A 13,008-nucleotide genomic window follows, 5' to 3' on the forward strand; every position below is an offset into this window, starting at 1 on the left:
TCCGTGCCGGCTTCCGTCGGGCGATAGCAAACGCCAGGCAGACGCCGGCCGGTCTCCGTTCACGAGATCGGGCCGAGCCGCCGCCCGCGCGCGCAGTCGCCGTGTGCCCGCTCGCTGCGCATCCACCGCCGATGCGTCGGGCTGCATCGACCGCATTCCCGGCCGATCCTTACAGCATCGGCCGTCGTTCCCCCATCACCGCGCCACGCTTCGGCCGCGCGCGACGCAAGCCCGGCGCGGGAAACGTTGTTCCAGGACGACAATCGCGGCGTTGCCGCGCATTTCAATTTCTTTCAGGGCGCGCACTGGTCTTATGATTCAGCCCACATCGCGCGCGCCATGAACGTGCGCGATCGCCACCCGGCTGCGCACGCGGCCGGCCATGAATGGAGACACCTACAAAAAGGAAAGCTCATGAAGCAGACCACCCGACTCGCAGCCATCGCAGGGGGCGCGGTGCTGGCCTTCGCCAGCCAGTACGCAGCAGCACAAAGCTCGGTCACGCTCTGGGGCGTCGCCGACGCCAGCATCCGGTATTTGACCAACGCCAACGCCAAGAACGACGGCCTGCTGTCGATGACCAACGGCGCGATCACCAACAGCCGCTTCGGCATCTACGGCACGGAAGATCTGGGCGGCGGCCTGAAGGCCCTGTTCAACCTCGAAAGCGGCGTGAACCTGCAGAACGGCGCATTCGCCGACAGCGGCCGCCTGTTCAACCGCGCAGCGTACGTCGGCCTGCAGAGCCCGTACGGCACGGTGACCCTCGGCCGCCAGAAGACGCCGCTGTTCGACCTGCTGGCCGACACCTACGATCCGCTGACCGTCGGCAACTACCTCGAAAACGCGTGGCTGCCGGTCGCGCTCGGTGGCGGCCTGTATGCGGACAACCAGATCAAGTACACGGGCAAGTTCGCGGGCCTGACCGCCAAGGCGATGTACTCGACGGGCACGAACTACGAGTCGACCGGCGCGGGCGGCTTCTCCGGCCAGATTCCGGGCTCGCTCGGCAAGGGCAATGCATGGGGCGTGTCGCTGTCGTACGTGGCGGGCCCGCTCAGCATCGCGGCCGGCGCGCAGCAGAACAGCGACAACTCCGCACGCAAGCAGACGATCTACCACGCGAACGTCGTGTACGCGTTCAGCAAGGCGAAGGTCTATGCGGGCTACCTGCGCTCGAAGGACGACACCGGTTTCGTCGACAGCCTGCTCGCGCAGCAGTCGATTCCGGTCGCGAAGGGCACGGGCCGGATCGACGACGGTCCGTTCGCGGGCGTGAGCTGGCAGGTCAGCACGCCGCTGACGCTGACGGGCGCGTTCTACTACGACCACATGCGCAACGCGATGACCACGAACGGCACGCTCGCGAGCGGCAACCGCTACGCGATCGTCGGCATCGCCGAATACGCGCTCAGCAAGCGCACCGAAGTCTACGGCACCGTCGACTTCAACAAGACGAACGGCGCGGCGAACGTCGAGCTGCCGGGTCGCAGCAACCAGACCGGCATCGCGATCGGCCTGCGCAATATCTTCTGACGAAAAATCGGCATGCGTGCGCCGGGCCAGGCCTGGCGCGCATCGAAGAGGCTCCTGCGGGAGCCTCTTTTTTTTGTGCGCGCGACCTTCATCCACACGGGCGACCATTCAGCGACCGCTCCATCGGGAATGGCCGGCCCGTAAGGATTCCGTCGGGATTCCAGAACATACTTTGACAGTGCGCGCGAAGCGATTCCGCTACGCTGCGTGCAGGGTCCGCCGTGTGCCGTAGCGCACGCGCGGGCGTGGTTCCGGCGCGCGTCTCGCATGCGGCCGGCCTGGTGCGTAACTTGTGTATCCGGTGATGACAAACACGGTCCGCCGGTTTTTTTCGTGGGACGATGCGCTCACGATTTTCTTGAAAGGGGATGACGATGGGTATCCTGAACACCGTGGGTGAAATCGCTGGCGCAGTGGCAGCCGTCGAGGCGGCGGAGAAGGTCGATCCGGATGCGGGCCTGCTGACCAAGGCAGCGGCGGCCGTTGCCGGCTTCAAGGGCGCCGAGGCGATCGAAGGCATGCTGGAGAAGAAGGAAGAGCAGCCCCAGCAGGCAGACGATACGCAGGCGACGGACGGCGGCGACACGTCGCAGGCCTGAGCATGGCGGCCGGTCCCGCCGCGGGTGCGCCCTTCGCGCGCCCGGGCGAACCGGTGCCGCGCGGCCGGCAGGTCGGGCATGTGGTCGATCGGTGACGCATGGCACACCCGGCAGCTGGTTTGACCGGCGAGAGGCGACGTCTCTCGCCGTTTTTTTATGGCGCACGCGTGCTGCGGCGCCATGTTCCGCACGAATCCCCGAATCTTGCTATCGTGCCGTCATCCGAACTGCGATGAGGGCTTGCGATGGAATTCGACTACGACCTGTTCGTCATCGGGGCCGGCTCCGGCGGCGTGAGGCTCGCCCGGATGTCGGCGTCATACGGCGCGCGCGTCGGCATAGCGGAACAAGAACAGATCGGCGGCACTTGCGTGCTGCGCGGCTGCATTCCGAAGAAGCTGCTCGTCTACGCATCGCACTATCCGCACGAACTCGAGGACGCAAAGGGCTTCGGCTGGACCTTCGGCGCCGGCACGCTCGACTGGCCCGCGCTGATCGCCGCGAAGGATCGCGAGATCAACCGGCTCAGCGACATCTACATCGACCTGCTGCGGCAATCCGGCGTCGAGATGCACGCAGGGCGCGCGACCCTCGTCGACGCGCATACGGTCGCGATCGGTGAGCGCACGATCCGCGCGCGCCATATTGCGATCGCGACCGGCTCGCGCCCGTCGATGCCACCGCGGCCCGGCATCGAGCATGCGATCACGTCGCGCGAGGCGCTGTCGCTCGACAAGCTGCCCGCCCGCATCGCGGTGGTCGGCGGCGGCTATATCGCGGTCGAATTCGCGGGCATCTTCACCGGCTTCAGCAGCCATGTCGATCTCTTCTATCGCGGCGAGAAGATCCTGCGCGGCTTCGACGACGACGTGCGTCAGTTCCTCACCGACGAAATGACGAAACAGGGTGTCGCGATTCATGCGCGCGCGGTGATCGAGTCGATCGAGCGCGCAGAGGACGGCACGCTGTTCGTGCGCGTCGGCGATGCGCGGCACGGGCCATACGACCAGGTGCTCTATGCGACCGGCCGCGTGCCGAACGTCGACGGGCTCGGGCTGGAGCAGGCGGGCGTCCTGCTCGACGCGCGCGGCGCGATCGCCGTCGATGCGTATTCGGCGACGTCGGTGCCTTCGATCCATGCGATCGGCGACGTGACGTCACGGCCGCAGCTCACGCCGGTGGCGACACGCGACGGCGCGCTGCTCGCGCGGACGCTGTTCGGCGGCGCGCGCGTCGCGGTCGATCACGATTACGTGCCGTCGGCCGTGTTCAGCCAGCCGGAGGTCGCGACGGTCGGCTTCACCGAGGCCGATGCGCGGCGCCTGCGCGGCGACGTCGACATCTACCGCACGTCGTTCAAGGCACTGCGCCACACGCTGTCGGGCCGCGACGAACGCACGCTGATGAAGCTCGTGGTCGCGCGCGACAGCCAGCGCGTGATCGGCGCGCATATGGTCGGCCGCGACGCGGGCGAGATCATCCAGGGCATCGCGATCGCGATCCGCGCGGGCGCGACGAAGGCGCAGTTCGACGACACGATCGGCATTCATCCGACCGCAGCCGAGGAATTCGTGACGATGCGGCAGAAAGTGGCCGAGTGATGGAAACCGGGGCGCCGGCTCGCTATGTGCCGCACGCACCGATGCGCCCCGTTCAATGCACACCGAACGCGTCGAGCAGCCGATACCAGCTCATCGCGAGCACCAGCGCCGGCGTGCGCAGCGTCGCGCCGCCGGGAAAGTCGCGATGCCTGATCTTGCCGAACAGGTCGAAGCGGCTCGCCTGGCCGTCGATCGCCTCGGCGATCAGCTTGCCCGCCAGCGCGGTCGTGTTCACGCCGTGCCCCGAGAAACCCTGCGCGAAATACATCGTCGGCGCGACGCGCCCGAAGTGCGGCGCGCGGTTCATCGTGATGTCGACGAAGCCTCCCCATGCGTAGTCGACCTTGACGTCCGCGAGCTGCGGGAACGTCTTGAGCATGTCCGCGCGCATCGCCGCCGCGAGATCGCGCGGTTCGCGCGTCGAATAGCTGACCTTGCCGCCCCACACGAGCCGCGTGTCGGGCGCCGGCCGGAAATAGTCGAGCACGAAGCGGCTGTCGCAGATCGCCGCGCGCGCGGGCATCAGCGCGGCGGCGCGTGCTTCGCCGAGCGGCTCGGTGGCGATCACGTAAGTGCCGACCGGCATGATCTTCTTCGCCAGCGCGGGCGCGAGCGTGCCGACGTACGTGTTGCACGCGAGCACGACGAAGCGCGCGCGCACGTGCCCGTCAGCGGTCTCGACGACATGGCCGCCCGACACGTCGCGCACGCGCGTCACGCAACTGTCTTCGTGGATTCGCACACCCGCGTCGGTCGCCGCTCGTGCGAGCCCGAGCGTGTAGTTCAGCGGATGCAGGTGGCCGCTGTCGGGGTCGTACAGGCCGCCGCGATAACGCGCCGACTGCACGTAGTCGCCAAGCTCGTCCGCTTCGACGAAATGAAAGCGGTCGTAGCCGAAGCGTTTCGCGGCCTCGTCGCGCCAGCGCTTGAGCCCGTCCGCGTCGCGCTCGGTATTCGCGGCGGTCAGGTAGCCGGGTACCAGCGCGCAGTCGATGTCGTGCCGCGCGATGCGCGACTTCACGAGCGACAGCGTTTCGAGGCCCATGTCCCAGATCCGCTTCACGTCGCTTTCCGGCATGAAGCTGCCGAACGTGTCGATGTCGCATGCAAAGCCGCCGATCAGCTGGCCGCCGTTGCGACCGCTCGCTGCCCATCCGACCCGCGAGGCCTCGAGCACGGTCACCGAATGGCCGCGCTCGGCGAGGTTCAGCGCGGCCGACAAGCCGGTGAGGCCGGCGCCGATCACGCACACGTCGGCGTCGGTCGCGCCGGCGAGCGGCGCATGGCGGGTCGTATCGTTGGCGGTCGCCGCGTAGTACGACGCGACGTGCGGCTGGTTGGCGAATGTCTGCATGATCAGGAAAACGAATGAAAGAGGTTCAGAACAGCTCGCGCACGCGGTGATACAGCATCCCGAGTTCGAGCGCGGGCTGCCGCCACGCGTCGCCGCCCGGAAAGCGCCGGTGGCGCAGTTGCGCGAACAGGTCGAACGCGCGCGTGTCGCCCGCGATCGCGCCGGCGATCGCGCGCCCGGCGATGCCGGTCAGCGCGACGCCGTGCCCGCTGAAGCCCTGGACGTAGAAGAAGTTCGGATCGAGCGCGCCGAAGTCCGGCGCACGATTGCGCGTGACGTCGACGAAGCCGCCCCACGCGTGGTCGACGCGCACGTCGGCGAGCTGCGGGAACACGCCGACCATGCGCCGACGAATCGTTTCCGCCAGCGTGTCGGGCGACGCGCCCGCCGAGTTCGCCCGGCCGCCGAACAGCATTCGATGGTCGGCCGACAGCCGGAAATAGTCGAGGAAGAAATTGTTGTCGCATACGGCTTCGCGCTGCGCGATCAGCGCGTCGGCGCGTGCACGGCCGAGCGGTTCGGTCGCGATGATGTACGACGCGATCGGTGCAATGCGCGCGGCGGTGGCGGCGGGCAGGATGCCGCCGGGGCCCGCGTTGCAGCACGACACGACGAAGCGGCAGCGCACTTCGCCCGACGGCGTGCGCACGACGGGCCGCGCGCCGCGCACGACCTCGAGCGCGGGCGTATGCGCATGGAGTGCGACGCCCTCGCGGCGCGCGGCATCCGCGAGGCCGAGGCAATACTTGAGCGGATGCAGGTGGCCCGACAGCGGATCGTAGACACCCGCCAGATAGCGGGACGACGCGATGCGCGCGCGAATCGCGCCGGTGTCGAGCCACGACAGCGACGGATGGCCCCAGCGCGACGTCGCGGCATCCATCCATGCGCGCAGGTCGCCGATGCGGCGCGGCTTCGTCGCGACCGTCAGGTAGCCGCGCGTGAAATCGCAATCGATGCCGTGGCGCGCGATCCGCTCGGCGATCAGCGCGACGCCGTCGAGCGACAGCGACCACGCGGCACGCGCGCCGGCGGCGCCGAGCTGCCGCTCGATCACCTCGTCTTTCGCGAAACCCGTGATTGCCTGGCCGCCGTTGCGGCCAGATGCGCCCCAGCCGGGCCGGTGCGCATCGATCACGGCGACCGACAGCCCGCGCGCACGGCAATCGAGCGCCGTCGACAGCCCCGCGAAACCCGCGCCGATCACGCACACGTCGACGTCGATCGCGTCGTCCAGCACGGGGTCGTCGACCACGGGGCGCGCGGCGCTCGCTTCGTAATACGAATCGCGCGCGAGCGCGTCGGCGCGGCGGGTGAAAGACTGCGTCATCGAACCGGCTCCCTCGAAGACGGCCGCACGCGGTGCGCGACGCACCGCGATCCGGCCGGTTGAAACGATGCGGGACGCCGTGCGCGCGGCACGGCGTCCCGCGTGGCCCGCATCAGAACGAATAGATGAACTGCGTCGCGAGCAGGTCGTTGGACTTGCCGTACGAGCCGTCGTTGCGCAGGAACACCTTGTTGTTCGCCCAGTCGTGCCGGTATTCGACCTTCACGGTGATCTGCTGGGTCGGATAGAACAGCAGGTCGAGCGCGACGTCCTGGCGCACCGCGCCCTTGCACTCGAAGCCCAGGCCGCCGCCGGCCTTCGACATCGCGAGGCAGTCCGCATCGACGCCGAAGCCGTTGTTCGGATCCATCCCGTTGCCGTTCAGCGCGATGCCGCCGCCGCCGCCGCCGTTCTTCGTGTTGGCGAGCAGGTCGTAGCGCAGCGTCACGCCCATGCGGCCGACCACCGGCGCGTTGAACTTGCGATGCGCGAGCAGCGACAGGCCGTACCACTGCGCGAGCCCGCCGTTGAACGCCGCATGCTGCTGCCGGCCGTAGTCGACTTCGGCGTTGTACTGAACGTCGGCGAGCGTGTAGGTCGCGTCGAGTTCGCCGAAGAAGAACGAACCATACGCGCTCGGTGCCGCACCGCCCGGGCCGTAGTGGACATTGCCCTGATCGTCGATCGCGCTCGCCAGCGTCTGCCGCCCGATGTTGAACGACCCGCCGATATCGAGCGCGCTCGACCACGTGTAGTCGGCGCGTGCCGTGAAGGTCGGCACCTTGTTGCTGGTGCTGATCGGATCGCCGAGCGCATTGGTGCCCGTCTGCGTGACCGAACCGTACGTGCGGTACTGCTCGTTGCCGAGGAAGAACTTCCACGCCCAGTTGCCCTTCGTGTAGTTCGCGCCGACGCCGACGTAGCTGCCCGGATCCGAGAAATCGTACAGCAGGTTGTGCGTGAGCGTGAGCATCTGGTTCGACTGCTGCACCTCGTAGCCGCCGAAGCTCGGGATCAAGCCGGCGACGAGCGTCGTCGACGCGGTGATCGGCACGTTGACGACGGCCGTGTTCAACAGGTTGTCGGTGATCGAGCCGCGCGAGTTCTGCAGCAGCGTGATGCCGTTGCCGCGGTTCGGCATCAGCGTGATCTCGGCCGACGGCGCCATCGGGCCGACGCCGAAGGTCTTCTTGATGTCGAGGTACAGATCGCCGAACGTGCTGTTGAAGTAGTTGTACGCGTTCTCGTGGTTCGCGAACAGGAACGACGACGTGCCGGCCGCGCGATTGTAGATGTAGGTCGGATCGATGTAGCCGGTGACCGACAGGCCCGCGAGCGGCCCGGTGTTGGCCGCGTCCGTCAGCGAGTCGACCTTCAGCTGCTGGTTCGCGATCTGCTGCTTCATTTCGCTGACCTCGTCGTTGGTCAGCGTGGCCTGGGCGCGGCCATAGTCCGGCGACGACGGATCGGCCGCCACGATCGCCGGTTTTGCCGAAGCCGTCGCGCCGGCCTGCGCGAGCGGTGCGCCGCCCGGCTTCGCGGCGAGCTGCGCCTGCATGGCCTTCATCTGTTTCTGCAGCGCGGCGACCTGCGCCTGCAGCGCCTTGATTTCGGCGGAAGTCGAGTCGGCCAGCGCGATGCCCGGCAACGCGCCGGCCACCAGCAGGCAGATCAGTTTCTTCTTCATTCGGATTCTCCTTGTCGTGCGCCTGTCAATGTGTGATCGGTTCGCGCGCCGCAACACGCGGCGCGCGGGTCTTGTTATCGAGAGAAACGGAAGAGGGGCGTCAGGCCGCCGCGAACGCCGCCTTCATGTCGGCCACCCGGCGTCGTTCGCGTGCGATCATCATCTGGTTCACGACGATCACGCCGATCGTCACCGCGGTGATGAACAGCGTCGCGAGCGCGTTCATTTCCGGATTCAGGCCGAGACGCACGCGCGAGAACACCACCAGCGGCAGCGTGGTCGAGCCCGGCCCCGACAGGAACGCAGACAGCACCAGGTCGTCGATCGACAGCGTGAACGACAGCAGCCACCCGGACAGCAGCGCCTGCGAGATCAGCGGCAGCGTCACCACGAAGAACACCTTCAGCGGCGTCGCGCCGAGATCGAGCGCGGCTTCCTCCAGCGACTTGTTCATCTCCTTCACGCGCGACTGCACGATGATCGCCACGTACGACACGCACAGCATCACGTGGCCGATCCAGATCGTGACCATCCCGCGACCCTTCGGCCAGCCGAACATCTGCTCGAGCGCGACGAACAGCAGCAGCAGCGAGATGCCCTGGATCACTTCCGGAATCACGAGCGGCGCGTTGATCATCCCGGTGTACAGCGTGAAGCCCTTGAAGCGCCCGAAGCGCGCGAGCACGAAGCCGGCCCACGTGCCGATCGCGACCGACGCGGTGGCCGTCAGCAGGCCGATCTTCAGCGACAGCCACGCGGCCGTGAGCAGCTCGTCGTCCTGCAACAGCGCCGCGTACCACTTCAGCGAGAAGCCCGACCACACGGTCACCAGCTTCGACTCGTTGAACGAGTACACGACCAGGCTGATGATCGGGATGTAGAGGAACAGGAAGCCGAAGGCGAGAACGCCCGTCGACAGCGGTTTGCTCGGCTTGATCATTTCGCTTCCTCCAGTTCCTTGACCTGGTAGTACTGGAACAGCGCCATCGGCACCAGCAACAGCAGCACCATCGCGACCGTCACCGCGGACGCCATCGGCCAGTCCATGTTGTTGAAGAATTCATCCCACATCACGCGGCCGATCATCAGCGTGTCGGCGCCGCCGAGCAGCTCGGGAATCACGTATTCGCCGACCGCCGGGATGAACACCAGCAGGCTGCCGGCGATGATCCCGTTCTTCGACAGCGGCAGCGTGATCCGCGTGAACGCGACCCACGGCTTGGCGCCGAGGTCGTACGCGGCCTCGAGCAGCGTGAGGTCCATCTTCACGAGGTGCGCGTACAGCGGCATCACCATGAACGGCAGGTACGAATAGACCATCCCGATGTAGACGCCCGCGTCGCTGTGATAGAGGCGCAGCGGCGTGTGGATGATGCCCAGCGCGATCAGCGCGTGGTTCAGCAGGCCGTCATCCTTCAGGATGCCGATCCATGCGTACACGCGGATCAGGAACGACGTCCAGAACGGCAGCATCACGGCCATCATCAGCACGTTGCGCCGGCCCGGCTCCGAGCGCGCGATGTAGTACGCCATCGGGTAGCCGATCAGCAGGCAGAGCAGCGTCGACACGGCGGCCATCTTCAGCGAGCTGAGGTAGGTCGCGATGTACAGGTCGTCCTGCAGCAGGAACGCGTAGTGCGACAGCTGCAGCGCGAAGTGCACGACGCCGTCCTTGATCTCGACGAGCGACGTGTATGGCGGGATGCCCATCACCTGGTCGGCGAAGCTGATCTTGAACACCAGCACGAACGGCAGCGCGAAGAAGACCGTGAGCCACAGGAACGGCACGCCGATCGCGACGCCGCGGCCCGACGGCAGGAAGCGCGACAGCGCGGCGAAGCGGCTGCGGCGTCTGGCGGCCGGCGTCGTGACGGTCGCACCGGTCGACACCGGTGCGGACGGAGTGGAAGCGGAAGTTCTCATCATGTCGCCCTCACTGCGTCAGCACGACGCCGCTGGCCGGCGACCACGACACGAACACGTCGTCGTTCCACGCGGGTGCGCTGTCGTGCATCAGGTGCGAGCTCGACAGGTTCGACACCACCGTCTTGCCGCTCGGCAGACGCACGTGATACAGCGAGTAGGCGCCCATGTACGCGATGTCGGTCACGACGCCGCGCGCCCAGTTGTGATGCGAACCGGGCTTCTCGCGCGACACGTGCACGCGTTCCGGGCGCACCGAGATGCCGACCGGCATGCCGAGCGGGCCGGTCACGCCGTGGCTCACGTACATCCTCGCTTCGAGATCGTCGCTTTCGACGAAGATGTGATCGGGTTCGTCCTCCACCACGCGGCCTTCGAACAGGTTCGTCGAACCGATGAACTCGGCCGAGAAGCGGCTGTTCGGGTATTCGTACACTTCGCCCGGCGTGCCGATCTGCACGATCTTGCCTTCGCTCATCACCGCGAGGCGGCTCGCCATCGTCATCGCCTCTTCCTGGTCGTGCGTGACCATCACGCAGGTCACGTCGACCTTCTCGATGATGTTCACGAGTTCGAGCTGGGTCTTCTGGCGGATCTTCTTGTCGAGCGCGGACATCGGCTCGTCGAGCAGCAGCAGCTTCGGGCGCTTCACCAGCGAGCGGGCGAGCGCGACGCGCTGCTGCTGACCGCCCGACAGCTGATGCGGCTTGCGCTTCGCGTATTTGCTCATCTGCACGAGCGCGAGCGCGTCGGCCACGCGCTCCTTGATTTCGTTCTTCGGCGTGCCTTCCTGCTTGAGCCCGAACGCGACGTTCGACTCGACCGACATGTGCGGAAACAGCGCGTACGACTGGAACATCATGTTCACCGGCCGGCGATACGGCGGCAGCGATGCGAGGTCCTCGCCGTCGACGAAGATCTTGCCGGAGGTGGCCGTCTCGAGCCCGGCGAGCATGCGCAGGAGCGTCGACTTGCCGCAGCCCGAGCTGCCGAGCAACGCGAACAGCTCGTTCTTCGCGATCGTCAGGTTGACGTTGTCGACGGCCGTGCTGTCGCCGAACTTCTTCACGACGTTTTCGATGCGCACGAACGCGTCGTTCTTGGTGCGGGCCGTGGCGGCCGGTTGGGTCTGGCGTGCGGCAGCGGAAGAGGGTATCGATTGCATGGGAGTCACCATTCGTTCTTCACGGATTGCGGGCGTGAGCGTCCCCGCGCGAGGCGCGCAACGCGACTCGCGGACAACGGCTCATGCCGGATGGAACAGTGCGCGCGGCGCGCGCGGGCGGACGCAGGTCCGCGTATCTCAGGCGGCGAGGCGTGCAGCGATGCCTGCGCCGCCGTGATGCATGGCGATCAGTGGCCGGTTTTCAGTTGCGCCCACAGACGGTTCTCGAGGCGCAGGATGTCGGCCGGCATCGGCTTCATCAGCACCATCTTCTTCAGCACGTCTTCGGGCGGATAGACGGTCGGATCCTGCGCGACGGCCGGCGTGACGAACTGATGCGCGGCCTTGTTCGCGGTCGGGTAGAACACCGTGTTGGTGATTGCCGCGTTGACCTTCGGGTCGGACACGTAGTTGATCCACTTCATCGCGGCCTCGGGGTGCGGCGCATCCTTCGGGATCACCATCACGTCGAACCACAGCAGGCCGCCTTCCTTCGGGTTCGCGAACTTGATGTCGTACGAGCGCTTCGCCTCGGACGAGCGGCGGTGCGCGATGCCGACGTCGCCCGACCAGCCGAGCGCGACGCACACGTCGTTGTTCGCGAGATCGTTGATGTAGCCGGACGAGTTGAACTGGGTAATGTACGGGCGGACTTTCTTCAGGACTTCGAACGCAGCCTGGTAATCGCCGGGATTCTTGCTGTTCGGATCCCTGCCCATGTATTGCAGCGTCGCGGCGAACACGTCGACGGCCTGGTCGAGGAACGATACGCCGCAGCTTTTCAGCTTTTCCATGTTGGCCGGGTCGAACACGAGTGCCCAGCTGTCGACGGGCGCCTTGTCGCCGAGCACCTTCTTCACGGCCTGCGCGTTGTAACCGATGCCGTCCGTGCCATACGCCCAGGGCACGCCGTACTGGTTGCCCGGGTCGGCATCCGCGATCATCTTCATCAGGAGCGGGTCGAGGTTCGCGAGGTTCGGGATCTTCGACTTGTCGAGCTTCTGGTACACGCCGGCCTGGATCTGCTTGGCCATGTAGTTCGACGTCGGCACGACGATGTCGTAGCCCGAGCTGCCCGCCAGCAGCTTGGCCTGCAGCGTGTCGTCGCTGTCGTAGTTGTCGTACTTGACGTGGATGCCCGTCTGCTTCTGGAAATTCGGGATCGTGTCGGGGGCGATGTAGTCGGACCAGTTGTAGACGTTCAGCTCTTCGGCATGCGCCGACGGGCTGGCAACCGACGTGAACGCGGCCGCGGCGGCAAGGGCCGCGACGGAACAGGCTTGGCGAAGAAAGCAGGCACGCATGGTGGAATTCCCCTGGTTATGGTGGCGTGCGGCGCCCGCCGCACGCCTGTAGGCAAAGTCGTTACGAAAGGCCCAGCTGCTGGGCGGTCGCATCGACGGCCTTCTTCGCCTTCGATACGAGTTCATCGATTTCCTGACGCGAGATCACGAGCGGCGGCGACAGCAGCATCCGGTCGCCGGTCGCTCGCATGATCAGGTTGCCGTTGAAGCAGAAGTCGCGGCAGATCGTGCCGACGTCGCCGCCGTTCGCGAAGCGGCGGCGTTCGGCGGGCGACTCGGCGAGCTGCAGGCTCGCGACCATGCCGTGGCCGTGCACCTCACCGACGATCGGGTGACGCGCGAAGGTTTCGCGCATCAGCGCCTGGAAGTACGGGCCCGTGTCGTGCTTCACGCGCTCGACGATGCCTTCGTCGCGCAGCAGCTTCAGGTTCGCGACCGCCACCGCCGCCGCGACCGGATGGCCCGAGTACGTGAGCCCGTGATTGAATTCGCCGTTGTCGATGATCGGG

Annotated in this window: 11 protein-coding genes; 3 read left to right on the forward strand and 8 right to left on the reverse strand. The window is 66.8% G+C overall.

Features of this window, described 5'->3' with window-relative positions:
- The first annotated feature begins 414 nt into the window (after positions 1 to 414).
- From HW466_RS18080 to gor, 3 genes are all read left to right on the forward strand, one after another.
- Entirely contained in the window at positions 415 to 1,536 is a 1,122-nt protein-coding gene (locus HW466_RS18080; RefSeq protein WP_059448511.1) for a porin, read from the forward strand.
- A gap of 374 nt (positions 1,537 to 1,910) precedes the next feature.
- Positions 1,911 to 2,135: a hypothetical protein gene (locus HW466_RS18085; protein WP_059448526.1), complete on the forward strand. Its 225-nt coding sequence runs from the start codon at positions 1,911 to 1,913 to the stop codon at positions 2,133 to 2,135.
- A 245-nt stretch (positions 2,136 to 2,380) separates the two neighbouring features.
- Positions 2,381 to 3,736, forward strand: a complete 1,356-nt coding sequence (gene gor / locus HW466_RS18090; protein WP_059869994.1) for a glutathione-disulfide reductase — start codon at positions 2,381 to 2,383, stop codon at positions 3,734 to 3,736.
- Positions 3,737 to 3,788: 52 nt separating this feature from the next.
- Here the strand turns inward: gor and HW466_RS18095 are convergent, their stop codons facing one another.
- The 8 genes from HW466_RS18095 to HW466_RS18130 form a co-directional block, all read right to left on the reverse strand.
- Positions 3,789 to 5,090 (reverse strand): NAD(P)/FAD-dependent oxidoreductase, encoded by a 1,302-nt coding sequence (locus HW466_RS18095; protein WP_059869996.1) that lies wholly within the window; start codon positions 5,088 to 5,090, stop codon positions 3,789 to 3,791.
- A 25-nt stretch (positions 5,091 to 5,115) separates the two neighbouring features.
- The gene (locus tag HW466_RS18100) at positions 5,116 to 6,420 is read right to left on the reverse strand and encodes an NAD(P)/FAD-dependent oxidoreductase (RefSeq protein ID WP_059794558.1); all 1,305 of its coding nucleotides are present in this window, start codon (positions 6,418 to 6,420) and stop codon (positions 5,116 to 5,118) included.
- A gap of 112 nt (positions 6,421 to 6,532) precedes the next feature.
- The gene (locus tag HW466_RS18105; RefSeq protein WP_059542519.1) at positions 6,533 to 8,107 is read right to left on the reverse strand and encodes a DUF3138 family protein; all 1,575 of its coding nucleotides are present in this window, start codon (positions 8,105 to 8,107) and stop codon (positions 6,533 to 6,535) included.
- 100 nt (positions 8,108 to 8,207) lie between these two features.
- Entirely contained in the window at positions 8,208 to 9,047 is an 840-nt protein-coding gene (locus HW466_RS18110) for an ABC transporter permease subunit (RefSeq protein WP_059448516.1), read from the reverse strand.
- Entirely contained in the window at positions 9,044 to 10,030 is a 987-nt protein-coding gene (locus tag HW466_RS18115; RefSeq protein ID WP_059542671.1) for an ABC transporter permease subunit, read from the reverse strand. Before HW466_RS18115 ends, HW466_RS18110 begins: the two co-directional genes overlap by 4 nt.
- A 10-nt stretch (positions 10,031 to 10,040) precedes the next feature.
- Positions 10,041 to 11,195, reverse strand: coding sequence for an ABC transporter ATP-binding protein (locus tag HW466_RS18120; RefSeq protein ID WP_059504576.1), 1,155 nt, complete (start codon positions 11,193 to 11,195; stop codon positions 10,041 to 10,043).
- 188 nt (positions 11,196 to 11,383) lie between these two features.
- Positions 11,384 to 12,499: a polyamine ABC transporter substrate-binding protein gene (locus tag HW466_RS18125; protein WP_059547021.1), complete on the reverse strand. Its 1,116-nt coding sequence runs from the start codon at positions 12,497 to 12,499 to the stop codon at positions 11,384 to 11,386.
- 61 nt (positions 12,500 to 12,560) lie between these two features.
- On the reverse strand, positions 12,561 to 13,008 hold a 448-nt coding region (locus tag HW466_RS18130), incomplete at its 5' end, for an aminotransferase class III-fold pyridoxal phosphate-dependent enzyme (protein ID WP_176316092.1).

This window comes from Burkholderia territorii, assembly GCF_902833055.1.
Lineage (GTDB): Bacteria > Pseudomonadota > Gammaproteobacteria > Burkholderiales > Burkholderiaceae > Burkholderia > Burkholderia territorii.

Bases quoted from the DNA above. Each gene is read 5' to 3' on its own strand.
- HW466_RS18080 (WP_059448511.1), top strand. From the start codon at position 415: ATGAAGCAGACCACCCGACTCGCAGCCATCGCAGGGGGCGCGGTGCTG.
- HW466_RS18085 (WP_059448526.1), top strand. From the start codon at position 1,911: ATGGGTATCCTGAACACCGTGGGTGAAATCGCTGGCGCAGTGGCAGCC.
- gor (WP_059869994.1), top strand. From the start codon at position 2,381: ATGGAATTCGACTACGACCTGTTCGTCATCGGGGCCGGCTCCGGCGGC.
- HW466_RS18095 (WP_059869996.1), bottom strand. From the start codon at position 5,090: ATGCAGACATTCGCCAACCAGCCGCACGTCGCGTCGTACTACGCGGCG.
- HW466_RS18100 (WP_059794558.1), bottom strand. From the start codon at position 6,420: ATGACGCAGTCTTTCACCCGCCGCGCCGACGCGCTCGCGCGCGATTCG.
- HW466_RS18105 (WP_059542519.1), bottom strand. From the start codon at position 8,107: ATGAAGAAGAAACTGATCTGCCTGCTGGTGGCCGGCGCGTTGCCGGGC.
- HW466_RS18110 (WP_059448516.1), bottom strand. From the start codon at position 9,047: ATGATCAAGCCGAGCAAACCGCTGTCGACGGGCGTTCTCGCCTTCGGC.
- HW466_RS18115 (WP_059542671.1), bottom strand. From the start codon at position 10,030: ATGAGAACTTCCGCTTCCACTCCGTCCGCACCGGTGTCGACCGGTGCG.
- HW466_RS18120 (WP_059504576.1), bottom strand. From the start codon at position 11,195: ATGCAATCGATACCCTCTTCCGCTGCCGCACGCCAGACCCAACCGGCC.
- HW466_RS18125 (WP_059547021.1), bottom strand. From the start codon at position 12,499: ATGCGTGCCTGCTTTCTTCGCCAAGCCTGTTCCGTCGCGGCCCTTGCC.